The following is a 23,388-nucleotide window of genomic DNA, read 5'->3' as shown; positions in this document are numbered from 1 at the left end:
GACGCTGCGGAACTGGACCGACTGGCACAGGACGTGAACCCGCAGGTGCGGGACGCGAGCCCGCAGGCACGGGGCGCGAGCCCGCAGGCACGGGGCGCGAGCCCGCAGGCACGGGGCGCGAACCTGCAGGCACGGGGCGCGAAACCGCTGGCGTGGGAGCCGGCGGGCGGCCACGGTGCTGCGTGGTGCTGGGCTGGGGGCGGTTGCTGGTGGTGGAAGGCGTCCGGCCGACGGCGCTCCACGCGACGACTGGGACGCCCCGCTGGCCAACTGTCGCGCGGAATGTATCCGGGCCAGCTTCGCTGCGTGGCGGGCCGCCAGGCCGTGCTTGCGGGCCTCGGCGAACTCGGCTCGCATCCGCAGTTTCTCCTCGTGGCGGCGGAGAAAGTCGGCCCTCGACGCGGCGAGACGGGTGTTCGAGTCCATCGGGCCAGAGGCCGTTGAACCGGCGTCTGGGGCTTCCAGAGAAAAGTATGGTCGTGGCATGTGCCCGCCTCCCCCCGGTAGGCGCTGCACCTCATTCTCGAGGTCGCACACCACCGCGTCCAGCGGCATGACGCTCTGCGGTCAGCACCGCACGCGCTGCTAAGCGGTGACTTCCAGGGTTGCCTCGGCTTGGCGTTTGCTGGCGGCGCCGGTCAGGACGATGGTGGTGGTGCCTCGTTTGAGGGTTCTGGTGGGCATGGTCCACTCGACCTTGCCGGCGGTGGCGGGCTTCACGATCTGTTGTACGCCGTTGACCTTGATCGTGACCTGCTCCGACTTGTCGAAGCCGGTGCCGGTCACCTTGACGGAGGTGCCGGCCTTGACGGTGTCGGGGGTCACGGCGGCGGACGCTGCCGGGGTTGTGGCGGGGGCGGACTTCGCGGGGGTGGCGGCGGTGGAGGTGGAGACTGCGACCGTCGGGGTGGCGGACGGGCTGCCGGTCCACTCTTTGACCTTGTCGCGGCCGGCGGACAGCAGGCCGCGGCCCCACGGGGTCAGAGCCAGCACGATCACCAGGGGGATGGCGATGAGCCGCAGCCGGAAGAACAGGCGGGAGACGGAGAACCCGGAGCCTCGGCGGGCACGGGCCGGCGGGTCGGCGGGTGCCTCGTCGCGGGTGTGGCGGTCGGGCTCGTCGCGGGCGTACTGCGGCATCAGGTCTTCGTCGCCGTAGATCGCGACGTTGCCCTGCATCGTCACACCTGGGCCGATGATGACCGAAGGCCGTTGCGGGCGTTGCTGCGGCACGACCGGCTGCTGCTGTGGCGCATAACCGTCTTGCTGCGTATACCCCGAAGGCGCATACCCCGAAGGCGCATACCCTGAGGGCGCATACCCCGCAGGCGGACCCCCGAAAGCTGCACCCCCGACAGCCGGCGGCGCCGACGCCTGATACGCCGCCGGTGGTGCCGACGCCTGGAACGTCGAGGACGCAGGCGCCTGGAACCCCGCCGGATTCGCCTGATAGGCCGGCGGCGCCGATGCCTGCGTCGGCGGCGCCGACATCTGGTACGCCGGCGGGGCCGACGTCTGATACGCAGGCGACGCCGATGTCTGGTACGCAGGCGACGCCGGATACCCGGCCGCCGGCGTCACGGGCGAGACCGGCGCGCCCTGCCCAGGAGCCGGCGAAGACTGGCTGTTGCCCAGCAGCAGCGCCCCGAACGCGACCGGCAGCTCCGGCTGCTCCGGCACGACCGGCGCCAGCCCGAACCGTGCGTGCAGCCGGCTCGCCACCAGCGGCAGCCGGCTCGAACCTCCCACGAGCAGGATCGCGTCGACGTCCGGCACCCCGGACCGCTGCAGCACCCGGCGGGTCTCGTCGACGGCGCGGTCGACCAGTGGCCCCGCGACCCGGTCCAGTTCCTCGCGGGTCAGGTGGGTCGCGGCGTCGACGCCGGGCACGTGCACCGGTGCCGAGGCGGCCCTGGACAGCATTTCCTTCGCCGCGCGCACCTCGGACCAGAATGTCATCCGGTCCCGGAAGTCGGTGGACGTCTGCGGGTGTTGCAGGCGCTGCCACAGCGCGGCGTCGTGCGCGGCGATCTGCTGGCCGAGGTGGCCGACGAGCGCGGCGTCGATGTCGGTGCCGCCCAGGTCGTCGAGGCCGCCGGTGGCGAGGACCCGCAGCCCGTCCGGTGCGGCCGCGGCCACCGTGACGTCGAGGGTGCCGCCGCCGAAGTCGAACACGGCGACGCTGCGACCAGGGGCGATGCGCGATCCGAGGACCCGGATGCAGTACGTGGCGGCCGCAACCGGCTCGTCCAGCAGCGTGACCCGGCCGAGTCCGGCGAGCGCGGCCGCCTCGGACAGCACGGCGCGGCGGCGCGGGCCCCAGTCGGCGGGGCAGGTGAGCACGGTCGTGCCGCCGGCCAGGACGCCCGTCTGCGCGGCCTCGCCGGCGACCCGGCGCAGGATCGCGGCGAGCAGCTCGACGACGGGCACCTCGCGGTCGCCGAGGAGGATGAGCCCCTCGTCGACGTGACCCTTCGGGTTCGGTTCGTAGCGCGCCGCGTCCGTCGCCATGTGCCGCTCGGCGTCGCGACCTACGAAAACGGTTCCGGAGGCGTCGGCGAACACGGCGGACGGCAGCAGCGGGTTGCCGTCGAACAGCAGCGGGCGTGGCGTGCCGTCACCGCGGTCGACGACGGCCACCGTGTTGGAGGTGCCGAGGTCGACGGCGAACCGGACCTGACCCTGCACTGCGCACCCCCAACCGTCCGGACGACGCATCGTACCTAGGAAGCACCTGAGTACGAACACCGATGCCGCGGCCGTCCAACCCCGCCAAGATCACTGTATGGCGAAGACGTTCGGGGCGAGCATGCTGGTCGGCGTGGGCTGGTTCGTGACCGGTGTCACGGCGGCCGTCGTCGGCGAGTGGTCGGTGCCGGAGCAACCGGACCGCGACTGCTCCGGCTTCGGCGCATGCCTGTCATTGCTCGACATCCTGCCCGTCATCGTTTTCGTGGCCGGTGTACCGCTGCTGCTGGTGCTCCTGATGGTGACCGCCGCCGTGACCCGGCTGAAGCTGCCAGCGGCCCTCGCCGGCACGCTGTCCGCCGCCCTGACCGCCGCCGTCATCGGTGCCGGCGTCGCGCTCTACGGGGCCACGCGATGAACCCCGACGACACGACACGGCACAGCCACACGAAGAACCCCGACGACACGACACGGCACAGCCACACGATGCGGCGCACCGCCCTCGGTGTCCTGTTCTACACGTGGCTGTACGGCACCCCGTTCCTGCTCGTCGTGGCCCTGATCCGCCGCACCGCGAAACCGTTTACGCCGACCCGCGCGGAGGCAGAGGCCTTCGGGGCCACCACGGACACCCTGTTCCTCATCGCGATGGTGACAGCCGTGGTGCTGCCCGCGATCGGCGCCGTGATCGCCAAGACCACCGACGAGCCCGGCTGGACGCGGCATTTCGTGGGCGCCCTCATCGCCGCGCCGCTGCTGTTCGTGATCCTGTGCGCCGCCGGCACCACGTCCAGCACGCCGGTCATCGGGCACGTGCCGGCCGACCTGGAGCCGCCGTCACCGGTCCACGGGTGCGCCCATGAGTGCCCCGGCGGCTAGCCTTTGCCGCATGCCGGTGTTGTACGTCATAGCCTGCGGCGGCCGCCCCGCCGCGGACCTGCCCGACTTCGTCGCCGACGCCCAGCGCGACGGCTGGGTGGTCTGCGTCGTCGCGACCCCGGACGGCCTGAAGTTCCTGGACGCCGCAACGCTCGAGGCGCAGACCGGGTTTCCGGTGCGGTCGCGGTACAAGCAGCCCGACGAGCCCGACGTGCTCCCACCGGCGGACGCGTTCGTGGTCGCGCCGGCCACCTTCAACACCGTCAACAAGCTCACCGCCGGCATCAGCGACACCCTGGCGCTGGGCCTGCTCAACGAGGGCATCGGGCTGGGCAGACCGGTCATCGTCGTACCGACGCCGAACGTCGGGCTGTCCAACCATCCGGCGTTCCAGGCCAGCCTGCGAACGTTGCGCGAGTGGGGCGTGACGGTCGTGTTCGACCCGGCGTCGGTGCCACCGCTGGACAGCGACACGACGACCCCACCTCCCCCGTTCCCGTGGCCGGCGCTGACCGCCGCGCTGCGGGCGCTGCCGCGATGAGACGGCTCGTCGTCCTCGGCCCGCCGGCCTCCGATCGGATGACGGTCGCGGAGCTGATCGCCGGCCGACTCGGCGTGCCCGTCGTCAGCCTGGCAACGGTCGTCCAGGCCGAGGTCCGGGCCCAGAGCCCGGCCTCGGTCGAGTTCCTGCGGTTCATGCACGCCGGCGAGCTCGCCCCGGACGAGTTGCTGCTGCCCATGCTCCTGAACCACCTCGACGACAACGGTTTCGTCCTCCACGGATTCCCGCACAGCAGAACCCAGGCCGCCGTGCTGACGACGAGCGGCCCGCCCCTGGACCGGGTCGTCGACCTGGTCCTGCCCGACCGCGAGATCACCCGCCGCCTGACCGGGCGGCGCGTGTGCCGCGGCTGCGGGCGGGCGTGGCACGCCGAGTTCGACCCGCCGCCCGAGCCGGGCCGGTGCGGCCGGTGCGGTGGCGAAGTGTTCCAGCGCGACGACGACAGCCCGCGGATGGTCGCCGTCAAGCTGTCCAGCCACCGTGATCGCTTCGCGCCGGTCCTCGAGTACTACAAACAGCAGGGGCTGCTGGTGAACGTCGACGCGACCCTGCCGCTCGAACAGATCGCGGAGGCCGCCACGTGCTGACCGACGACGGGTGTCGACTGTGGACGGAGGTCGGCGGGGACGGGCCGCCGCTGGTGTTCTGCCACGGCGGGCCGGGGCTATGGGACATGGCCGGCGACCTCGCCACGATGTTCGCCGGCCACTACCGGACCGTCCGCTGGGACCAGCGCGGGTGCGGCCGGTCGGCGCGGCGTGGACCGTACACATTGGACCGTGCCGTCGATGACCTCGACACGGTGCTGATCGGGCACGCCGACGAGAAGGCCACGCTGCTCGGGCACTCGTGGGGCGCGCACCTGGCGCTCGAATACACGCTGCGGCACCCCGATCGCGTGCGGCGCCTGGTGTATGTGGCCGGCACCGGCATCGACGACGAGGACACCTGGAAGCCGGCGTTCCGGGAACGGGTCCGGGGCGTGCCCGGCGGCTGGGACCGCGCCGCGGTGGTGCGGCAGTGGACCGCCGAGTTCCCCGACCGGGAGCGGGCCGCGGCGCACGCCGAGGCGATGGCGACGCCGTGGTTCGACATCAACCGTGAGTCCAACACCACCCTCAACACCGAGGTCGCGCGGCGGTTGCGGGAGACCGATGTGGCCGCGCTGTGCCGGGAGCTGCGGGTGCCGGTGCTCATCATCGACGGCAGCGAGGACCTCAGGCCCCGCTGGGCGGTGGACTCCCTGGCCGCGGCGCTGCCCGACGTCCGCAGGGTGACCTTCGACGGTGCGAGCCACCTGCCGTGGGTGGAGGACCCTGACGGCTTCTCGGGGGCGGTTCTCGGGGACCCGCGGAGGTAAACCCCGGATGCCCGTGCGGCACCGCCGGCGACAGGGTGGAGCAACAGATTTCCACCTATCGTTGGAGGTGTCGGCGTTGCGCAAACTCACTGCCGCCCTGATCGCGGCCGCGCTCGTCATCGGACCGGCTACAGCCGCGAACGCCAATCGCGAACGCGGACTCGACGGTGAAGCCGATTGGGGTCCGGGCCGGCAGCGCTGCACGACCGTTGCGGACGGGACGCCGCTGCGGGAGGCCCTCACCGGGCTGCCGGACGCGGAGGCGTCCGGGGCGCTCGTGCTGCTCCACGACGCCGGGGGTTGCCGGCAGGGCACCGCCGGGGTCGCCGACGTCCACACCGGACGGACGGTCCCGATCGACGGCCGGTTCCGCATCGGCAGCATGACCAAGACCTTCACGGCCGTGGTCACGCTGCAGCTGGCCGCCGAGGGCAAGCTCGACCTGAACCAGACCGTGCAGCACTACCTGCCGGACCTCCTGCCGGCCGGCACCGCGCCGATCACGGTGCGGCAGGTGCTCACGTACACCAGCGGCCTCAACCATGTCGAGACCGGCAACAAGCAGTGGGACTGGTTCAAGGACCACCGCTACGACCACTGGGCGAAGGGCAGCCAGATCGACACGGCAAAGCCCCTGGCGTTCACGCCCGGCACGAAGCAGCGGTACGGCAACGTCGACTACATCGTCGCCGGGCTGCTCATCGAGAAGGTCACCGGCCGCACCTGGGAGTCGCAGATCCAGCAGCGGATCATCGACCGGCTCGGCCTGCGCGGCACCACCGCGCCCGGCCGGGACGTCGACGTGCGCGGCCCGCACGCGCACGGTTACGAGGCCACCGAGGACGGGTGGGTCGACGTGACCCGCGCCGACACGTCGCTGCAGTGGTCGGCGGCGGCGATCATCTCGACCGCGCCGGACCTGGACCGGTTCCTGGTGGCGCTGTTCAGCGGGCAGCTCGTCCCGGAGCCGCAGTTGTCGGAGATGTTCACCCTGCCGGCCGGGGTGATGCTGTACGACGGCAACGACGACCCCACCGACGACCAGAAGGCCGTCTACAGCGCCGGACTGACGGAGCTGCCGGCCGGGCCGTCGCTGGTGCTGTGGGGCAAGAGCGGTGACCGCCCGGGCTACAACAACGGGATGGCCGCGACCCGCGACCTGTCCGCCCGGCTGATCTTCTCCGTCAACACGCTGCACATGGGCGGCAGCGACCAGCCGGTGCGCTCCCAGCGCATCATCGCGGCGGCATTGTCCGGCAGGTAACCAGGAGCCCACTGCCAACAGCATGTGATCAACGGCGGCCCCACTTGCCTCTACTCTACTTATACGATAGGAATTGCATACTTCTGCAGGACCTGACGTACGAGGAGAGCCGTGAACGCCGAGTGGGGCCGCCGGATCGGGTTGCGGGTGGTGGCCATCGCCGTGCTCGGGGTGTTGTGGCAGGTCACCGCCACCGTCATGGACAACCCGACGTTCATACCTTCCCCCGCCGCCGTCTGGCACCGGCTGATCCAGACCTCGACCGTCCACGACGGCACCCGCGGCTACAGCGGCCACCTGCTCATCGAGCACCTCGGGGTCAGCCTCCGCCGCATCCTGATCGGCTCCGCGATCGGCGTCGCCGGCGGCCTCGTCCTCGGCGTGGCCATGGGCACCGTCGGCTGGATCCGGGTGGTCACCGAGCCGGTCGTCACGTTCGTCCGCGCGCTGCCACCCCTGGCGTACTTCAGCCTCTTCATCATCTGGTTCGGCATCGACGAGACGCCCAAGCTGTGGCTGCTGTCGATCGCCGCACTGCCGCCGGTCGCCGTGGCCACCGCCGCCGCCGTGCACAACGCGCCCACCGCCCTGGTCGAGGCGACCCGCGCCCTCGGCGCGAAACGGTGGCAGGTGACCCGCGACGTGGTGCTGCCCAACGCCCTGCCGGAGATCTTCACCGGGATCCGGCTCGCCGTCGGCATCGCGTACTCCTCCGTCGTGGCCGCCGAGACCATCAACGGCGTGCCCGGCATCGGCGGCATGGTCCGCGACGCCCAGCGGTACTCGCAGACCGACGTCGTCGTGCTCGGCCTCTTCGCCATCGGACTGTCCGGGCTCGCCATCGACGCGGTGCTGCGTCAGGCCGAGACCCGTCTCATCCCCTGGCGCGGACGCGCCTGAGAACCCGATAGGACACCTGTGAGATTCAAGAGCCTGATCGCCGTCACCGCCTTGTTCCTCGCCGCCTGCGGCGATGGCGCCGCCAGCGGTAACTCCAGCTCGGAGCAGAAGACCATCCGGATCGCGTATCAGGCGTTCCCCAGCGGCGACCTCATCGTCAAGAACCAGGGGCTGCTGGAGAAGGCGCTGCCCGACTACAAGATCACCTGGACGAAGTTCGACTCGGGCGCGAGCATCAACACCGCGTTCGTGGCCAAGAGCGTCGACATCGCCGCCATCGGCTCCAGCCCGGTCGCCCGTGGCCTGTCCGCGCCGCTGAACATCCCCTACCAGGTCGCGTTCGTCCTCGACGTCGCCGGCGACAACGAGGCCCTCGTCGCCCGCAACGGTTCGAACGTCAACACGATCGCCGACCTGAAGGGCAAGAAGGTCGGCACCCCGTTCGCCTCCACCGCGCACTACAGCCTCCTCGCGGCGCTGGACCAAGCCGGCGTCAAGGAGTCCGAGCTGACCATTGTGGACCTGGAGCCGCAGGACATCCAGGCCGCGTGGACCCGGGGCGACCTCGACGCTGCGTACACCTGGCTGCCGTCCCTCGATGAGCTGAAGAAGACCGGCAAGGTCCTCGTCACCAGCCGCGAGCTGGCCACCGCCGGCAAGCCGACGCTCGACCTCGGCGTCGTGTCGACCGCGTTCGCGACCGCGCACCCCGACGCCGTCGACGCGTGGCGCAAGGCCGAGGCGAAGGCCCTCGACATCATCGCCAACGACCCCACCGCCGCGGCCACCGCCGTCGGCAAGGAGCTCAACATCAGCACCGAGGACGCCAAGCACCAGCTGAGCCAGGGCGTGTTCCTCAAGCCGTCCGACATCTCCAGCAGCACCTGGCTCGGCACCCCCGAGAAGGTCGGCGACCTGGCGAAGAACCTCCTCGCGGCGGCCGAGTTCCTCAAGGGACAGAAGAAGATCGACGCCGTGCCGGACCTCGCCACGGTCGAGAAGGCCATCTACACCAAGGGCCTGCCGGGTGTCCTCCAGTCCTGAGGCCGCGGCCATCACCGTCGACGGCGTCGAGCACCGCTACGGCGCCGTCGCGGCGGTCGGTCCGGTGTCCCTGTCCGTGCCGGCCGGCGCCTTCCTGGTGCTGGTCGGCGCGTCCGGCTGCGGCAAGAGCACGCTGCTGCGCCTGATCGCCGGCTTCGAGCAGCCGACGACCGGCACCGTGCGCATCGACGGCAAGGTCCCCGAGCCGGGCCGCGGCGCCGGCCTGGTCTTCCAGCAGCCGCGGCTGCTGCCGTGGAAGACCGTCGGCGGCAACGTCGAGCTCGCGCTGCGCTACGCGGGGGTGCCCCGGGAGGAACGCGCGAAGCGGGTGCCGAAGTTGCTCGATCGGGTCGGGTTGCACGACGTCGCCGAGCGGCGGGTGTGGCAGATCTCGGGCGGGCAGCAGCAGCGGGTCGCGATCGCCCGTGCGCTGGCCGTACCGAATCCGCTGCTTTTGCTGGATGAGCCCTTCGCGGCCCTCGACGCGCTCACGAGGGAGCGGCTGCAGGAGGACCTGCGGCAGGTCACCGCGGAGACGGGCCGGACCTGCGTGTTCGTCACCCACAGCGTCGACGAGGCGGTGTTCCTGGGCAGCCGCGTCATCGTCCTGACCAGCCGCCCCGGCCGCGTCGCCCTCGACCAGGACATCGACCTGCCCCGCACCGGCATCGAGCCGGACGAGCTGCGTGGGCTGCCGTCCTACGCCGCGCTGCGCGCCACGATCGGCCACGCCGTCCGCGACGCGGCCGTCTGAAAGGAAGTCACGATGAAACTCGACCATCTCGGCCCGCGCTTCGGCGCCGACGTGCACGACATCGACCTGGACCGGGCGACCGACGAGGAACTGGCCGAGGTGCGGGCCGCGCTGGTCGAGCACAAGGTGCTGTTCTTCAGCGGGCAGCAGCTCGACGACGACGGGCAGGTGCGGCTCGGCTGGCGGCTCGGCGAGCTGACCGCGTCTCACCCCGTCGTCGGCGGCGTCGACGAGGCCCACCCGGAGGTGTACGCCCTCGACAGCGCCGACAACGGTTTCGCCGACGTGTGGCACACCGACGTGACGTTCATGCCGCGCCCGCCGCTCGGCTCGATCCTGCGGGCCGTGGTCCTCCCACCGTCCGGCGGCGACACGAACTGGGCGGACAGCCAGCTCGCGTACGAGTCGCTGTCCGCACCGGTGCGGGACCTCGCCGACCGGCTCACCGCGGTGCACGACGGCAACCGCGAATTCGGTTACTACCTGGCTCAGCGCCGCGGCGGCAAGGGCAGCGTCTGGGACGGCGAGGTCGTCACCCGCCTCGACCCGGTCGAGCACCCGGTCGTGCGGGTCCACCCGGAGACCGGCCGGCGTGGCCTGTTCGTCAACCCCGGCTTCACCTCGCACATCGTCGGCGTCTCCGCGGCGGAGAGCCGCGGCATCCTCGACCTGCTGTACGCGCACCTGACCAAGCCGGAACACATCGTGCGGCACCGGTGGCGGGCCGGCGACGTGGCGATGTGGGACAACCGCAGCACCGCGCACTACGCCAACCGCGACTACGGCACCGCCCACCGCGTCATGCACCGCATCACGCTGCGCGGCGACGTCCCGGTGGGCCCACACTGAGGGTATGACCCGGCGCCTGCTGACCCTGCTGCTGCTCACCGCGCTGCTCGCCACCGGGTGCTCGTTCAAGGAGCGGATCTGCAGCTCCGGCGAGCACCCGGTGAAGGCGGTCGGCAACACCACCGGCCGCACCTGCGTCCGCGACGGCGCCGACCCGCCGGCCGGCTACGTGCCCTACCCGGCCGGCAAGGTCCCGAAGTACCTCGACGACGAGTGGGACCGGTACTGGAGCGACAAGGTCCTCGACGAACGGGGCAACCTGATCTCCCCGGCACCCGTGACCAGCGCGACGTAAACGGTTACGGTGCTGACCATGATCCGGGTGTGGCTGGTTCCGTTGGCGTTCGTGGCGTGCGGTGCGGCGATCGCCGCCAGCCAGGTCTCGGGCGGCTCCGTGGGCGGCGCGGTGGGCTTCGGGCTGGCCTTCGTCGCGCTCGCCGTCGTCTTCTCGCCCCTCGCCTTCCCCCGGCACGTCCCCGCCGCCGTCGCCCAGCGGCGGGCCGCCGAGGAGGGCCGGCCGATCGTGTACTGGCGGCCGGGCTGCCCGTACTGCGCGAAGCTGCGGCTGAGCCTGCTGGGCCGGGCCCGACACGCGTCGTGGGTGAACATCTGGCGCGACCCCGAGGGTGCCGCCGCCGTCCGAGCGGTGGCCGACGGCAACGAGACCGTGCCGACCGTCGTCCACGGCGGCGCGGCGCACGTGAATCCCGCACCCTCCACGGTCCGGCCGCACCTGCGTCGAGCACAGTGACGAATCCCAATCTGACGGCCCCTCGACGGAGAAATCCGTAGGCCATAGCGTCGCGGCACGGCTCCAGAACCCGCCATGGAGGAGACCCCGTGCGCCGCATCGCCCTGCTCTGCGTCCTGTTCAGCGCCACCGCCGTCGTCGTCGCGCCGCCCACGGTGGCCGCGGCGCCCAGCACCTACACCAACCCGGTCAGCGCGGGCACGGTCGACACCTTCCCAGACCCGGCGATGATCCGCGGCAAGGACGGGCTCTGGTACGCGTACGGCACCACCAACCCGATCCGCGTCAGCGCCGGCGACACGAACGAGCACATCCTGCCGATCCTGCGCTCCCCTGACCTGGTGTCGTGGACCTACGTCGGCGACGTCTACCCCGTGAGCGCCAAGCCGTCGTGGTGGCCGTCAGGCACCCGGCCGTGGGCGCCCGACATCCGGTACGTCGACGGGCAGTACCACCTCACCTATTCCATGTCGACCGGCGGCATCGCGCTGGTGACCGGGCCGACGCCGCTCGGGCCGTGGACCGACCACGGGCGGATCGTCCCCGGCTCCGGCAGCGGCTGCCCGAGCGGCAGCATCGACCAGGCGATGTACACCGACATCGGCACCGGCACGCACTACCTCTACTGGGGCAGCTACGACACCATCTGCGTGTCGCGCATGAACGCCACCGCAACCGCCCTCACCGGCGCCGTCACCCAGATCGCCCGCGGCCGGCGGATGGAGGGCGGCTTCGTGGTCCGCCGCGACGGCATGTACTACCTGTTCTACTCCGACGCCGGCTGCTGCGACGGCGCGTTCAGCGGCTACACCGTCAAGGTCGGCCGGGCGAGCAGCCCGCTCGGGCCGTTCACCACCCCCAGCGGCCGCGACCTGATGGACCTGACGAGCAAGGACGGCATCGTCCTGGCCGCCAACGGCAACGGCTGGGTCGGGCCGGGGCACAACGCGATCCAGACCGACCTGTCCGGTCAGGACTGGCTGGTGTACCACGCGATCGCGTCCTCGAGCCCCGAGTTCGGCCCGGTGACCAACCCGTGGGGCGGCACGATCAGCAACCTCAGCCGCCGGCCGCTGATGCTGGACCGCCTCGACTGGATCGGCGGCTGGCCGGTGGTGCGGGCCGGCGCCGGCCCCTCGACCGGTGCGCAACCGGCGCCGGTCAGCACGTGGACGGTCGGCAGCTCGTTCAACGCCGGGCTGGGCGGCTGGGGCACGACCTGGCCCATCGCGACGGAGACCGATGCCGGCGGGTACCTGTCCACGTCCACCGCCGGCACCTCACTGTCGAACGCGTCCGTGAGCGGCGACCTGCGGGTGGAAGGCGACCTGCGGGCGAGCACCGGCTCGGTCGGCCTCGTCGTCAGCCAGGCCGACGCGAACAACCGCGTCGTCGCCTGGATCAACCGGGCCCAGCAGCGCCTCGTCGTCGACGTCACCGTCGCCGGGGTGACCACCTCCGCGAGCAGCCCGCTGCCGGCGTCCTTCGACTACGGCTCCTGGCACAACGTGGCCGCCGAGCGGCGCGGCAGCACCCTCGTCACCTGGGTGACCGCGGACCGCCTCCGCGACGCCGTCTCGACCGTGACCGTCACGCTGCCCGCCGGCGCGCCCGCCACGGGACGCATCGGGGCCACCTCGACGGGCGGTGTCGCCGCCGCCGACAACCTGGGCGCGGCGCCGCTGTATCCGCTGCCGGCGGCCCGCGTGGCCGACCCGGTCCTCGGCGCGCAGCTGCCCGCATACTCCGACGAGTTCACCACCGGCACCACCGGCTGGACGTGGCTGCGCGCCTCCGCCGCCACGGTCTCCGGCGGCCAGCTCGTGTGGCCGACCCAGGCGGCCGAACTGGTCGGCGGCACCAACACCGCGTCGGTCCTGCACCGCCCGGTCCCCACCGGCGACTTCGTGGTCGAGACCAAGCTGCAGTTCGACGGCACCGCCGGTAACCAGCAGGCGGGCCTGGTGCTGTACGAGAACGACAACCGCTTCTTCAAACTGACCCACACGGTCCTGCCCCTGGCGGGAGGCGGCGGCACGGTCCTGCACGTGACGGAGTTCGGCAAGGAGGCCGAACGCCCCACGACGACCCCGCCGACCGCGGTGGCCAGCGCGCCCATGTTCGGCGGACCACCGGCCCTGACGACCTGGCTGCGGCTGGTGTACCGGTACGACGCCGCGAACAACGAGCACGACGTGCGGATGGCCTCGAGCACCGACGGCGTCACCTGGACGTGGGGCGGCACCTGGTCGATGCCCCACGCGGGCGCGCTGCGCATCGGCCTGGTCTCGATGAACGCCACCGGCGCCACGGCCCGCTTCGACTACGTCCGCACCTACTCCCTCGCCTCGGGATGAGCCGCCGGGGCGGCACCGGCGGGTTGCCGGTGTCGCCCCATCACCGCGCTGGCCGGTCCTGCCACACCCTGATCCGGCCCGAGCGAGACGGTGCGGAAGCCGGCGTTGCCCATCGACGAATCGGGAGTGTTGCTGGAGCGGGCCGCGTTGCGGTAGCGGTTGCAGTAGGAGTCGTGGCACAGGTACGAGCCGCCACGCAGCACCCTCGCGACGCCGTCGGTCGGGCCGGATGGGGCGTGCAGCGGGGAGCGGGTGTAGTAGTCGGCGGCGAACCAGTCGGCGCACCACTCCCAGACGTTGCCGACGGCCTGCCACAGGCCGTAGCCGTTGGGGCGGTAGGTGCGCACGGGTGCGGTCGCCTTGTAACCGTCGTCGGCGGTGTTGCGGACCGGGAACTCGCCCTGCCAGATGTTGCACGGCCAATCCGAGACGTCCACTGTGGAGCCCCAGGGGTAGCGCTCGCCGGCGCGACCACCGCGGGCGGCGCACTCCCACTCCGCCTCGGTCGGCAGGCGGCGGCCGGCCCAGACGCAGTAGGCCTGGGCGTCGTGCCAGCTGACGTGGACCACGGGGTGGTCGGGGCGGGCAGTGGAGCCGGGGCCGTCGGGGTGCGCCCAGTCGGCGCCGCGGACGCCGAGCCACCAGGGGGCCGCCGGCGCGGCGCCGACGATGTGGGCGTCGGCGCTGACGAAGAGGTGGAAGACGGCGGACCAACCGTCGACCTCGGCGGTGGTGCGGTAGCCGGTGGCGGCGGTGAACGCGGTGAAGTCGGCGACGGTGACCGTGGTCGCGTCGATGCTGAACGCGTCGAGCCCCACGTCGTGGACGGGTCCTTCGCCGTCGGGGCGGATGCCGTCGCCGTGCGCGTCGCCCATCGCGAACGTCTGCGCCGGCACGTGCGCCTGCTCGATTCCGTGTGAGCCACCACCATGGACAGACGATGACGAAGGGCGGGACGGAAACGCGGGCTGGCAGCAGTCGGTCATGGTGTGTACGAGGCGTCGTCGAGCCCGCTGAGCGTCGGGTCGTGCCGCAACGACCCGACGTCATACATGGACGCCATCCAGTGGTGGAAGTTGTCGCCGCGGTCCCGCAGCAGCGTGTAGAGCCGGTGCAGCAGCCGGGCCCGCACCGCCGCGAGCTCCGGTGACTCGTACCGGTTGTGCAGCTCGTCCGGGTCGAGGTCCAGGTCGTACAGCTCGTTGGTGGAGTCGGGGTTGACGACCAGCTTGTAGCGCTGTTCGCGCAGCATCCGTTGCGGGTAGGGGAAATGGTGCCCGTGGAACTCGGCGACCACGTCCGGCGCCCAGTCGGGGGAGCCGCCCCGGACGAGCGGCAGCAGGCTGCGGGAGTCGACCGTGGCCGCCGACGGGATGCCGGCGAGGTCCAGGATGGTGGCGGTGCAGTCGGTGAGGCTCACGAACTCGTCGCGGACCTGCCCGGCGGGCGCGCCCGGCACCCTGACGATGCCGGGCGTGCGGTAGATGTCCTCGTACATGGCCGGACCCTTGTCGTGCAGCCGGTGCGAGCCGGTGAACTCGCCGTGGTCGCAGGTGAAGAACACCGACGTGTCCTCGCGCAGCCCCAGCGATTCCATCGCGGCCAGGACCCGGCCGAGCTGCTCGTCGATGAGCGTGACGTAGCCCCAGTAGACGGCGATGAGCTTGCGGGTGACTTCGAGGGGCATGGTGTCGAACGTCCAGTGCGCGCTGTAGTTGCGCTGCACCGGGGGCTTGCCGGCGAAGGTCTCCGCAATCGATTTCGGGAGCTCTACATCGGACGGATCGACCAGGTCGAAGTACTCGTCGGGCACGATGTAGGGCAGGTGCGGGCCGAAGAAGTGCAGCGCCGTGAAGAACGGTTTCCCGTCGGCCGCGTAGCGCTCCAGCATCTCGATCGTGCGGGTGGCCAGGTAGTACTCGAACGTGGCCTCGACCGGCTGGTGCAGCCGCGCGGCGAGGAGGTTGCCCGGCCCGCCGTTGGGCAGGGTTCCCCGCACGTGGTCGCTGATCCGGTACGGCGGCAGCCCCCGCGACTCCAGGTAGGACAGGTAGTCGGGGTGGTCGACCGGGTTGTGCCAGCCCGGCAGGTGCACGCCGTCCAGGCCGTAGTCGGCCGGGCTCTTCGCGGTGCCGGCGTGCCACTTGCCGACCAGGCCGCAGTTGTAGCCGTTGGCCCGCAACGCCTGCGGGAACGTGAACGTGCCGTCGGGCAGGTCCTCGCTGTAGCCGACGTTGCGCTCCTGGTTGGCGAGCAGCTTGTGCCGGAACGGTGCCTGCCCGGTGAGCAGGCTGGCCCGGGCCGGGGTGCAGATCGCCGTCGGCGTGTACCACCGGTCGAACCGGGTGCCGGTCCGGGCCAGTTCGTCCAGCACCGGGGTCCGCGCGAGCGCGTTGCCGTACGCGCCGAGCGTGTCCACCCGGTGCTGGTCCGTCATCAGGAACAGGATGTTGCGTGGTGCGCTGGTCACTTGGCGGCCGCCGCCCCGGTCCACAGGTCGCCGAGGTAGTAGGTCTTCGGGTCGACCGGCGCCTTGAGCTTGCCGGCGCTGACGAAGAAGTCACCCATGCCGGTCAGCCACTTGCCGACGGTGCCGTCCGCGGTCGCGGCGTCGAGCTCCTTGGTGGTCAGGGCCTTGCTGTTGGCCGCGTCGGCCTTCACGGCGGCGACCTCCTGCTTGAGCAGCTCCGCGGTGGCGGCGATCGTCTCGTCCGGGTGGGCGGCGCGGTAGTCGGTCGCCTCCCGGAGCACCTGGAGCACCTTGGTGACGGCGGCGGCCTTCTCCGCGACGACCTTGTTGCCGGCGACGAACGCGTTGGGGAAGGACACCTTGCTGGCGAAGTCGTCGTTCTTCGCGAGCTCGACCAGGTCCGGCACGGTCTTCTTGATGGTGGAGATCGCCGGGTACCAGAAGCCGGCGGCGTCGATCTGCTTGGACGAGAACGCCGAGACGAGCGTGGAGGCGTCCAGGGGTACCCGCTGGATGTCCTTGTTCGTCATGCCGGCGGCCTGCAGCGCGAGGGTGAGGATCATGTCGCCGGAGGTGCCCTCGGGGACGCCGACCTTCTTGCCGCGCAGCTGCTGGATCGAGGTGATGCCGGGCTGGGCGATGACCCGGTCGGCGGCGCCGAGGGTGTTGATCGCGATGATCTTCGCCTGGCCGGAGGCGGGCAGCCAGAAGGCGCCGGGGCCGATGTAGCCGAAGTCGAGGTCGCCGGACTGCAGCGCCTGCACCTGCACCGGGCCGTTGGTGAAGACCTTCACCGTGGCGTCGATGCCGTACTTCTTCCACAGGCCCTGCTTCTCGGCGACGGCGAGCAGGCTGGTGCCGTTGTAGTCGCCGATGTAGCCGAAGGTCACCTTGGTCGGCGCACCCGCCTTCGCGGGCTCCTCGGAACCACAGCCGGCGACGCCGATCAGGGTGGCCGCTGCCAGCACGGTGGCGAAACCGCGACGCGAGATCATGAAGGTTTCCTCTCTTGAGGTGGCTGGTGATAGACCGCGCTCCAGACGCGGTTGCGCAACCGGGTGAAGTCCGGGCCGAGCCGGACCTCCTCGGTGCGTGGGAACGGCAGGTCGACGTCGATGACCTCGACGATGCGGCCCGGGTTGGCGGCCATGACGACGACCCGGTTGGCGAGGAACACCGCCTCGTCGACGTCGTGGGTGACGAACATGACGGTGCGCTTCTCCCGGCTCCAGGTGTCCAGGAGCTGCTCCTGCAGCCGCACCCGGGTGAGCGCGTCGAGGGCGCCGAACGGCTCGTCCATCAGCAGGATCGACGGGTCGACGGCGTAGGCGCGGGCGATGGCGCAGCGCTGCTTCATGCCGCCGGACAGCGTCTTGGGCAGCGCGTCGGCGAACTGGGTCAGGCCGACCAGGTCGATGAAGTGCTCGGCGCGGCGGCGGCGCTCGGCCCGCGGTACCCCGGCGGTCCGTAACCCGAACTCGACGTTCTTGCGCACGGTCAGCCACGGGAACAGCGCGAACTGCTGGAAGATGACGCCCCGGTCGGGTCCCGGCCCGGTGACCGCCTTCCCGCCGACGAGCGCCTGCCCGCCGGTCGGGTGGTCGAGGCCGGCGACGATGTTGAGCAGGGTGCTCTTGCCGCAGCCGGACGGGCCGACGATGGTGACGAACTCGTTGTCGGCCACGTCGAGGGACACGTCGCCGAGCGCGACGAAGTCCCTGCCCTGCAACGGGAACGTGCGGGCGACGCCCTTGATGGAGATACGGGTGGTCATCGGCGTTCCTGCCAGCCGGTGGCGCGCCGCTCGACGAGCAGCAGCAGCCGGTCCATCAGCAGGCCGAGCACGCCGATGCTGATCAGGCCGACGAAGATGGTCGGCAGGTCGTAGTACAGCTGGGCGCTCTGCATCCGGTAGCCGAGTCCCTCCTGGGCGGCGATGAGCTCGGCGGCGACGAGGGTGGCCCAGGACGAGCCGAGGCCGACCCGCATGCCGACGAGGATGAACGGGGTGGACGCGGGCACGACGACCCGGGCGAAGATGACCCGGGTGGGCGCGCCGAGCACCCGGGCGGCGTTGATGAGGGTCTTGTCGACCCCGACGACGCCCTGGAACGTGGCGATGACGCAGGCGAGGAACGCGGCGAGGAAGATGACGAACAGCTTCGGGGTCTCGCCGATGCCCATCAGCACGATCGCCAGGGGGATGATCGCGAGGGGCGGGATGGTGCGGAAGAACTGCACCCACGGCTCGATCAGCCCGCGGGCCACGGTGTACCAGCCCATCAGGAACCCGATGGGGATCGCCAGGCCGGTGCCCAGCGCGAAGCCGATCAGCACCCGGCGCAGGCTGGCGAGGATGTCCGCCTCGAGCGTGCCGTCGCCGAGCAGGTCGACGGCCTTGTCCAGCACCGCCGGCGGCGTCGGCACCGTCGGGTCCGTGCGCGCGTAGATCCACCACGCGGCGAGCCCGGCGGCCGCCGAGACGGCGTTGAGCACCCACACGCCGCGGCGACGCGGGGTCGCTCTCGTGGTGCTACCGACGACGCTCATGGGCGCCCCGGTCTGGTCATGGTGCTCTCCTCAACGACGGGCACGGTGCAGTAACCGTCCAGACAGGACGGACGACGGTTGTGCAGGAACGGCTAGTGGTAGCCGGCGAGCAGCGGGGTCTGGCGATACAGGGCGGCGATGGCCCCCAGGGCACCGTCCTCGTCGCCGAGACGGGCGGCGCGGACCACCCGGGGCGTGGCGGTGCCGGCCCGTTCGGCGATGGTGGAGGCGACCCGGTCGACGACACCGGGCCAACATCGGGTGAGCCGCCCGCCGACCACGATCTGGGTCGGGTCGAGCACGAGCGCCGCCGCGGCGAGGACCTGCCCGACGGCGTCGGCGGCCTCGTCGAGCACCGCCGCCGCGACCGGGTCGCCGCGGCGCAGCGCCGCCTCGAGGTCCTCGGCGGTGCGCACGGCCAGGCCGCGCCGGCGGCAGGTGCGCAGGACCGCCGGCACCGAGGCGACCGTCTCCAGGCAGCCCCGGCGGCCGCAGCGGCAGGCGTCGGGCTCGGCGCCGGCCGACGGAACAAAAGCCGGGACATGGCCGAACTCACCGGCGACCCCGTGCCCGCCGGTGACCAGCCGCCCGCCCACGACGAGACCGCCGCCGATGCCGTCGGCGAGCCGGATGTACAGCACGTCCTGCAGGTCGGGACCATCGGTGATCGCCTCGGCGAGCGCCGCGAACCTGGTGTTGTTGTCGGCGATGACCGTGGTGCCGAACCGCTCCCGGAACGCCTGGGCGACCGCCGGCTCGGCCGGCTGCGGCCCGGCGACCCCGACGCCGACGCCCTGCAGGGCGCGGAAGCTGACCCCGGAGCCGGTGCCCACGTCGTCGATGAGGTCGAAGGCGATCGCGACCCGCTCCGGCCAGCCGGTGTCGGGCCCGTAGGTCTGGTGGCCGGCCGCCATCACCTCGTGGGCGGCGTCGGCGACGGCGATGCGGACCCGGGTGTGCCCGAGGTCGACGCCGAGGAACTGCCCTGACGACGGGTCGAGCGTCAGCAGCTCCGCCGGCCGGCCGCTGCCGGCGCGCAGGCTCGCGTCGGTGTCGACGACCACGACCGCGCCCCGCGACAGCAGGTCGCCCGTGATCTCCGACAGGGTCGTGCGGGACAGCCCGACCTTCGCCGCGATCTGTCCCCGGCTGAGGGCGCCGTGTTCCCGCAGGACGCGCAGGACGCGCTCCTCATGCGTGCGCCTGACCAGCGCGTGGACACCCTCAACGGACACGATTGACACCGTAGGGCGGATGGAATTTTTCCGTCAACCCTCCGACAGAATGTTCCCCAGTAATGTAATGGGAAATACATGATTTTAGGCTGGGCGGGTGACGTTCGAGGAGCTCGCCGGCCCGCTGCGTGGCGAGCTGCTCGCGCACTGCTACCGGATGTTGGGCTCGCTGCACGACGCCGAGGACGCGGTGCAGGAGACCTACCTGCGGGGCTGGAAGGCGTTCCCGCGCCTCGCCGATCCCGCCGGGGTGCGCCCCTGGCTGTTCCGGATCGCCACCAACCGCTGCCTGACCATGTTGCAGGGCCGTTCTTTGCGGGTTTCCGACGGCGAGCCGCTCTGGCTGCAGCCGTTCCCGGACGCGCTCACCGGCATCTCGGTGGAGCTGGCGTTCGTGGCGGCCCTGCAGCATCTCCCGCCCCGACCGCGGGCCGCGATCCTCCTCCGCGAGGTGCTCGGCTTCTCCGCCGCGGAGACCGCCGGGCTGCTCGACACCACCGTCGCCGCCGTCAACAGCGCCGTCCAGCGGGCCCGCAAGGCACTGCCCGCCCCGGACCCGACACCAACCGCCGACGTGCGGGAGGTGGCCCGCGCCTATCGCGCCGCGTGGGAGGCCGGCGACGTCGACACCATCGTCAGCATGCTGGCCGACGACGCCAGGTATTCGATGCCTCCGCTGCCCGAGGTGTACGCCGGTGCCCCGGCCATCCGCGCGTTCCTCCTCGAAGGCCCCTCCCGCCACCGGTGGCGCTTCCTGCCCACCGCGGCGAACGGGCGGCCGGCGTTCGGCACGTACCTGCTGTCCGCGGGTCGCTTCGAGGCGGCCGGCATCGACCTGGTGACGGTGCGGGGCTCGCGGGTCACCGAGGTGGTGTCGTTCCTCGGTCCGGCGCTGTTCCCCGCCTTCGGCCTGCCGGAGTTCCTCGATCCGCGATGAGTTTCACCGCCGCGCCGGGTTGTATCAGCGACGGATGCATCCACCGGGAGGGAACCATCATGCTGCTGGCAGGTAGGAACGCGATCATCTACGGGGGCGGCGGCGCCATCGGCGGCGCCATGGCCAGGGCATATGGCCGGGCCGGCGCGCGGGTGTTCCTCGCCGGGCGCACCCCGGCCACCCTGTCCGCGGTCGCCTCGGAGATCCGCGCCGCCGGCGGGAGCGCGGACACGGCCGTCGTCGACACCCTCGACGAGCACGCCGTCGAGGAGCACGCGGCGGCTGTCGTCGCCGCGGCCGGCCGGATCGACGTGGCGATCAACGTCATCGCCGACGCCGACGTGCAGGGCACCCCGGTCCTCGACATGGCCGTCGAGGACTACCTGGCGCCCGTGGTCCAGTCGGTCCGCTCGAAGTTCATCACGTCCCGCGCCGCCGGCCGGCACATGGTCCGCCAGGGCGGCGGCGTCCTGCTGTTCTTCGGCGGCGCCGGCGACCCGCCGCGCGACTTCCACCTCGGCGGGCTGCAGGCCGGGTTCGCGGCGGTCGAACACCTTCGCCGCCAGCTGGCGGTGGAGCTCGGTGCGCATGGTGTGCGGGTGCTGACCCTGCGCACCGGCGGCGTGCCCGAGGTGATCCCGGCGGACGTCCCCGGCCGCGCCGCCATCGAGGCGAGCATCACCGGCCAGACCCTGCTCGGCCGGCCGGCGACGCTGAAGGACGCCGGCAACCTCGCCGTCTTCGCCGCCTCCGACCTGGCCCGCACGCTGACGGGCACCGCCCTGAACATGACCTGCGGCGCGATGCTCGACTGACCCGCTACGCGGGCCGGCGCGCCTTTCGCACGGCCACGACGGCGATCACCCCGGCGAGCAGCCCGGCCACGAGGTAGCTGAGGGTCCAGTTCTGCATGAACGCGAAGGCTCCGAGGGTGGCGTAGAACAGCAGCAGGAGCGCCACGAACCCGAACGGCACCGCGAACGCCAGCCGCAGCGCCGGACCCGCCGGCGTCCAGGCGTCCGTGCCGAGCGGGGTCCGGCGGCGCGCCACGACCAGGGCGACCAGCAGCCCGATGCCGATGAGCGCCACCACGGCGAACGGGAACCGCGCACCGCCGACCGGCACCCGGTTGAGCTCGCCGTAGTAGTACCCGGCGCAGTCCAGCCCTGACACGTTCGGCACCCACGGCCGATCGCACATGTTCCGCTGGTTGCCGAACCGGTCCGTGGCGACCATCAGCTGGGCGAACGGCCGGCCGAGCAGCCAGGTGAGGACGCCGCTCGTCCCGTACCAGGCCAGGGCGGCACCGGCGACCGCCCACCCGCCGACGGCGGACCTGCGCAGCGCTGCCCGCAGGCTCGTCGGTGCGGGCGTGACCTGCCGGGCGATGTCGGCGGCGGCACCGAACCTGGCCACCGCGTCGCGCTCGGCGGTCTCGGGATCCAGGCCGCGGCCGATGCCGTCCTCGGTCGCGGCGAGCAGGTGGCTCTCGGCCTCGGCGAGCATCCGGCGGCCGGGCGCGCCGGTGCCGGCCAGCCGGTCGAACATCTCGTCGAGATACCGCTCGACCGGGCTCTGCGCCGTGGTCATGCCGTCACCGGCCCGGTGGCCGGCCCGAGCACCGACTGCACGCCACTGACGAAGCTGCGCCACTCGACCTGCTTCGCGACCCGCGCCTGCCGGCCGTCGCTGGTGAGCGCGTAGACCCGGCGGCGGCGGGGCACGGCCTGCTCCCAGTGGCTCACGACGAGGCCTTCGCGCTCGAGCCGGTGCAACGCCGGATAGACGGTGCCTTCCGGCAGGTCGAACATCCCGTCGGAGCGGTCCCGCAGCGCGGCGATCAGGGCGTAACCGTGCACCGGGCCACCATCGGCCAGCACGGCAAGCAGCAACAGGTCGAGATGACCCCGGACGTCCATACCTAGACAAGCTAGGTATAGCCGCCGTCGATGTCAACCGCACCGGTACCGTCACCCCGGTGCGGATCATGTTGCTCGTCCTGGCCGGGGTCCTCGGCGGCGTGATCGGCACCGCGGGCGGCATCACGTCGCTCGTCACGTATCCCGCGCTGCTCGCCGCCGGCCTGGGCCCACTGCAGGCGAACGTCGCCAACACGGTCGCGCTGATCAGCGGTGCGGTGGCGTCCTCGGCCACGTCCCGGCGCGAGCTGCGGGTGCACCGGCGGCGGCTGCCGTGGTGGGCGGCGGTCGCGGTGGTCGGCGGCACCGGCGGGGCGGTGCTGCTGCTGGTCACCCCGCCGGGGGTGTTCGCGTGGATCGTGCCGTTCCTGATCGCGTTCGCCGCGGCGCTGATCCTGATCCGCCCCACGACCGACGAACCGGCCGCAGCCACCGCCGCCGGAGACACGGCGGTGGCCGGGTGGCAGCGGGTCGCCGCCGCGGCCGCGTTCTTCGCCGTCTGTGTCTACAGCGGATACTTCGGTGCCGGGTCGGGCATCCTCACCCTCGCCATCGTGCTGTTGCTGGTCGAGCCGCACCTGGTCCGCGCCAACGCGGTGAAGAACGCGCTCACGGCCTGTGCCGACATCGTGCCGGCGGCCATGTTCGCGGTCGTCGCCGACGTCACCTGGTGGGCCGTCGTCCCGCTCGCGGTCGGCTCGGGCATCGGCGGCGCGCTCGGCCCCGCCATCACCCGCCGTGCCGACCCGAAGGTGCTGCGGGTCGTTGTCGCGGTGATGGGCTTCGGCCTCGCGGCCTGGCTCCTCGTCCGGGTCGCCGACTGACGCCCGCGGCTGCTCTTCGCGTTTCTGGTCGGCATGACCTTCAAA

At 72.0% G+C, this 23,388-nt stretch carries 25 protein-coding genes; 16 read left to right on the top strand and 9 right to left on the bottom strand.

The features are described 5' to 3' along the window. Positions 1-585: 585 nt before the first annotated feature. Complete coding sequence (locus ACFPIJ_RS36230; RefSeq protein ID WP_380122145.1) at positions 586-2,688, bottom strand: Hsp70 family protein; 2,103 nt, start codon at positions 2,686-2,688, stop codon at positions 586-588. Positions 2,689-2,785: 97 nt separating this feature from the next. On the opposite strand from ACFPIJ_RS36230, the gene ACFPIJ_RS36225 reads away from it, so the two are divergent. The 13 genes from ACFPIJ_RS36225 to ACFPIJ_RS36165 all read left to right on the top strand — a co-directional run bounded on the left by ACFPIJ_RS36225 (position 2,786) and on the right by ACFPIJ_RS36165 (position 13,408). After that, positions 2,786-3,106, top strand: coding sequence for a hypothetical protein (locus ACFPIJ_RS36225; RefSeq protein WP_380122143.1), 321 nt, complete (start codon positions 2,786-2,788; stop codon positions 3,104-3,106). Continuing rightward, a complete protein-coding gene (locus ACFPIJ_RS36220) occupies positions 3,103-3,567 on the top strand; it encodes a hypothetical protein (protein ID WP_380122141.1) in 465 nt (154 codons plus the stop codon). Before ACFPIJ_RS36225 ends, ACFPIJ_RS36220 begins: the two co-directional genes overlap by 4 nt. Before the next feature lie 10 nt (positions 3,568-3,577). Continuing rightward, positions 3,578-4,108, top strand: a complete 531-nt coding sequence (locus ACFPIJ_RS36215; RefSeq protein ID WP_380122139.1) for a flavoprotein — start codon at positions 3,578-3,580, stop codon at positions 4,106-4,108. Continuing rightward, positions 4,105-4,716 carry an adenylate kinase family protein gene (locus ACFPIJ_RS36210; RefSeq protein WP_380122137.1) on the top strand — a complete coding sequence of 204 codons (612 nt, stop codon included), beginning with the start codon at positions 4,105-4,107 and terminating at the stop codon, positions 4,714-4,716. Before ACFPIJ_RS36215 ends, ACFPIJ_RS36210 begins: the two co-directional genes overlap by 4 nt. Continuing rightward, positions 4,710-5,489, top strand: a complete 780-nt coding sequence (locus ACFPIJ_RS36205; protein WP_380122135.1) for an alpha/beta fold hydrolase — start codon at positions 4,710-4,712, stop codon at positions 5,487-5,489. Before ACFPIJ_RS36210 ends, ACFPIJ_RS36205 begins: the two co-directional genes overlap by 7 nt. A gap of 76 nt (positions 5,490-5,565) precedes the next feature. Beyond that, positions 5,566-6,753: a serine hydrolase domain-containing protein gene (locus ACFPIJ_RS36200; RefSeq protein WP_380122133.1), complete on the top strand. Its 1,188-nt coding sequence runs from the start codon at positions 5,566-5,568 to the stop codon at positions 6,751-6,753. A gap of 111 nt (positions 6,754-6,864) precedes the next feature. Continuing rightward, positions 6,865-7,653 carry an ABC transporter permease gene (locus ACFPIJ_RS36195; protein WP_380122131.1) on the top strand — a complete coding sequence of 263 codons (789 nt, stop codon included), beginning with the start codon at positions 6,865-6,867 and terminating at the stop codon, positions 7,651-7,653. Positions 7,654-7,671: 18 nt separating this feature from the next. Next, positions 7,672-8,697 (top strand): taurine ABC transporter substrate-binding protein, encoded by a 1,026-nt coding sequence (locus ACFPIJ_RS36190; protein WP_380122129.1) that lies wholly within the window; start codon positions 7,672-7,674, stop codon positions 8,695-8,697. After that, positions 8,681-9,451, top strand: a complete 771-nt coding sequence (locus ACFPIJ_RS36185) for an ABC transporter ATP-binding protein (RefSeq protein WP_380122127.1) — start codon at positions 8,681-8,683, stop codon at positions 9,449-9,451. Before ACFPIJ_RS36190 ends, ACFPIJ_RS36185 begins: the two co-directional genes overlap by 17 nt. A 12-nt stretch (positions 9,452-9,463) precedes the next feature. Beyond that, positions 9,464-10,300 (top strand): TauD/TfdA dioxygenase family protein, encoded by an 837-nt coding sequence (locus ACFPIJ_RS36180; protein ID WP_380122125.1) that lies wholly within the window; start codon positions 9,464-9,466, stop codon positions 10,298-10,300. Between the two features lie 4 nt (positions 10,301-10,304). Continuing rightward, a complete protein-coding gene (locus tag ACFPIJ_RS36175) occupies positions 10,305-10,595 on the top strand; it encodes an SCO0607 family lipoprotein (protein ID WP_380122123.1) in 291 nt (96 codons plus the stop codon). A gap of 18 nt (positions 10,596-10,613) precedes the next feature. After that, complete coding sequence (locus ACFPIJ_RS36170) at positions 10,614-11,051, top strand: glutaredoxin domain-containing protein (RefSeq protein WP_380122121.1); 438 nt, start codon at positions 10,614-10,616, stop codon at positions 11,049-11,051. 89 nt (positions 11,052-11,140) lie between these two features. Then, positions 11,141-13,408, top strand: a complete 2,268-nt coding sequence (locus tag ACFPIJ_RS36165; protein ID WP_380122119.1) for a family 43 glycosylhydrolase — start codon at positions 11,141-11,143, stop codon at positions 13,406-13,408. Here ACFPIJ_RS36165 and ACFPIJ_RS36160 read toward each other — a convergent pair. From ACFPIJ_RS36160 to ACFPIJ_RS36135, 6 genes are all read right to left on the bottom strand, one after another. Then, positions 13,387-14,304, bottom strand: coding sequence for a formylglycine-generating enzyme family protein (locus ACFPIJ_RS36160; RefSeq protein ID WP_380122117.1), 918 nt, complete (start codon positions 14,302-14,304; stop codon positions 13,387-13,389). The two genes, ACFPIJ_RS36165 and ACFPIJ_RS36160, sit on opposite strands and share 22 nt — an antisense overlap. Positions 14,305-14,390: 86 nt before the next feature. Continuing rightward, the gene (locus tag ACFPIJ_RS36155) at positions 14,391-15,878 is read right to left on the bottom strand and encodes a sulfatase-like hydrolase/transferase (RefSeq protein ID WP_380122115.1); all 1,488 of its coding nucleotides are present in this window, start codon (positions 15,876-15,878) and stop codon (positions 14,391-14,393) included. Beyond that, on the bottom strand, positions 15,875-16,873 hold the full coding sequence (locus ACFPIJ_RS36150; protein WP_380122113.1) for an aliphatic sulfonate ABC transporter substrate-binding protein: 999 nt from the start codon (positions 16,871-16,873) through the stop codon (positions 15,875-15,877). The genes ACFPIJ_RS36155 and ACFPIJ_RS36150 overlap by 4 nt, the downstream gene beginning before the upstream one ends. Next, positions 16,870-17,652 (bottom strand): ABC transporter ATP-binding protein, encoded by a 783-nt coding sequence (locus ACFPIJ_RS36145; RefSeq protein WP_380122111.1) that lies wholly within the window; start codon positions 17,650-17,652, stop codon positions 16,870-16,872. Before ACFPIJ_RS36145 ends, ACFPIJ_RS36150 begins: the two co-directional genes overlap by 4 nt. Continuing rightward, on the bottom strand, positions 17,649-18,428 hold the full coding sequence (locus tag ACFPIJ_RS36140) for an ABC transporter permease (protein WP_380122109.1): 780 nt from the start codon (positions 18,426-18,428) through the stop codon (positions 17,649-17,651). The genes ACFPIJ_RS36145 and ACFPIJ_RS36140 overlap by 4 nt, the downstream gene beginning before the upstream one ends. A 92-nt stretch (positions 18,429-18,520) precedes the next feature. After that, positions 18,521-19,663 carry an ROK family transcriptional regulator gene (locus ACFPIJ_RS36135; protein WP_380122107.1) on the bottom strand — a complete coding sequence of 381 codons (1,143 nt, stop codon included), beginning with the start codon at positions 19,661-19,663 and terminating at the stop codon, positions 18,521-18,523. Between the two features lie 157 nt (positions 19,664-19,820). On the opposite strand from ACFPIJ_RS36135, the gene ACFPIJ_RS36130 reads away from it, so the two are divergent. Beyond that, a complete protein-coding gene (locus tag ACFPIJ_RS36130; protein WP_380122161.1) occupies positions 19,821-20,600 on the top strand; it encodes an RNA polymerase subunit sigma-70 in 780 nt (259 codons plus the stop codon). Positions 20,601-20,659: 59 nt separating this feature from the next. Then, positions 20,660-21,415, top strand: a complete 756-nt coding sequence (locus tag ACFPIJ_RS36125; RefSeq protein ID WP_380122105.1) for an SDR family NAD(P)-dependent oxidoreductase — start codon at positions 20,660-20,662, stop codon at positions 21,413-21,415. Between the two features lie 4 nt (positions 21,416-21,419). Here ACFPIJ_RS36125 and ACFPIJ_RS36120 read toward each other — a convergent pair whose 3' ends face one another. After that, on the bottom strand, positions 21,420-22,190 hold the full coding sequence (locus tag ACFPIJ_RS36120) for a permease prefix domain 1-containing protein (protein ID WP_380122103.1): 771 nt from the start codon (positions 22,188-22,190) through the stop codon (positions 21,420-21,422). Then, positions 22,187-22,519: a PadR family transcriptional regulator gene (locus tag ACFPIJ_RS36115; RefSeq protein ID WP_380122101.1), complete on the bottom strand. Its 333-nt coding sequence runs from the start codon at positions 22,517-22,519 to the stop codon at positions 22,187-22,189. The genes ACFPIJ_RS36120 and ACFPIJ_RS36115 overlap by 4 nt, the downstream gene beginning before the upstream one ends. Positions 22,520-22,587: 68 nt before the next feature. Between ACFPIJ_RS36115 and ACFPIJ_RS36110 the strand changes: the two genes are divergently transcribed. Then, complete coding sequence (locus ACFPIJ_RS36110; RefSeq protein WP_380122159.1) at positions 22,588-23,343, top strand: sulfite exporter TauE/SafE family protein; 756 nt, start codon at positions 22,588-22,590, stop codon at positions 23,341-23,343. Positions 23,344-23,388 lie beyond the last annotated feature (45 nt).

This window comes from Dactylosporangium cerinum (genome assembly GCF_042653625.1).
Taxonomy (GTDB): domain Bacteria; phylum Actinomycetota; class Actinomycetes; order Mycobacteriales; family Micromonosporaceae; genus Dactylosporangium; species Dactylosporangium cerinum.
The sequence above is the reverse complement of the archived record's forward strand: the minus strand, read 5'-3'. Positions and strand labels throughout refer to the sequence as shown.

Bases quoted from the DNA above. Each gene is read 5' to 3' on its own strand.
- ACFPIJ_RS36225 (WP_380122143.1), top strand. From the start codon at position 2,786: ATGGCGAAGACGTTCGGGGCGAGCATGCTGGTCGGCGTGGGCTGGTTC.
- ACFPIJ_RS36220 (WP_380122141.1), top strand. From the start codon at position 3,103: ATGAACCCCGACGACACGACACGGCACAGCCACACGAAGAACCCCGAC.
- ACFPIJ_RS36215 (WP_380122139.1), top strand. From the start codon at position 3,578: ATGCCGGTGTTGTACGTCATAGCCTGCGGCGGCCGCCCCGCCGCGGAC.
- ACFPIJ_RS36210 (WP_380122137.1), top strand. From the start codon at position 4,105: ATGAGACGGCTCGTCGTCCTCGGCCCGCCGGCCTCCGATCGGATGACG.
- ACFPIJ_RS36180 (WP_380122125.1), top strand. From the start codon at position 9,464: ATGAAACTCGACCATCTCGGCCCGCGCTTCGGCGCCGACGTGCACGAC.
- ACFPIJ_RS36175 (WP_380122123.1), top strand. From the start codon at position 10,305: ATGACCCGGCGCCTGCTGACCCTGCTGCTGCTCACCGCGCTGCTCGCC.
- ACFPIJ_RS36170 (WP_380122121.1), top strand. From the start codon at position 10,614: ATGATCCGGGTGTGGCTGGTTCCGTTGGCGTTCGTGGCGTGCGGTGCG.
- ACFPIJ_RS36150 (WP_380122113.1), bottom strand. From the start codon at position 16,873: ATGATCTCGCGTCGCGGTTTCGCCACCGTGCTGGCAGCGGCCACCCTG.
- ACFPIJ_RS36145 (WP_380122111.1), bottom strand. From the start codon at position 17,652: ATGACCACCCGTATCTCCATCAAGGGCGTCGCCCGCACGTTCCCGTTG.
- ACFPIJ_RS36140 (WP_380122109.1), bottom strand. From the start codon at position 18,428: ATGAGCGTCGTCGGTAGCACCACGAGAGCGACCCCGCGTCGCCGCGGC.
- ACFPIJ_RS36130 (WP_380122161.1), top strand. From the start codon at position 19,821: ATGTTGGGCTCGCTGCACGACGCCGAGGACGCGGTGCAGGAGACCTAC.
- ACFPIJ_RS36125 (WP_380122105.1), top strand. From the start codon at position 20,660: ATGCTGCTGGCAGGTAGGAACGCGATCATCTACGGGGGCGGCGGCGCC.
- ACFPIJ_RS36120 (WP_380122103.1), bottom strand. From the start codon at position 22,190: ATGACCACGGCGCAGAGCCCGGTCGAGCGGTATCTCGACGAGATGTTC.
- ACFPIJ_RS36115 (WP_380122101.1), bottom strand. From the start codon at position 22,519: ATGGACGTCCGGGGTCATCTCGACCTGTTGCTGCTTGCCGTGCTGGCC.
- ACFPIJ_RS36110 (WP_380122159.1), top strand. From the start codon at position 22,588: ATGTTGCTCGTCCTGGCCGGGGTCCTCGGCGGCGTGATCGGCACCGCG.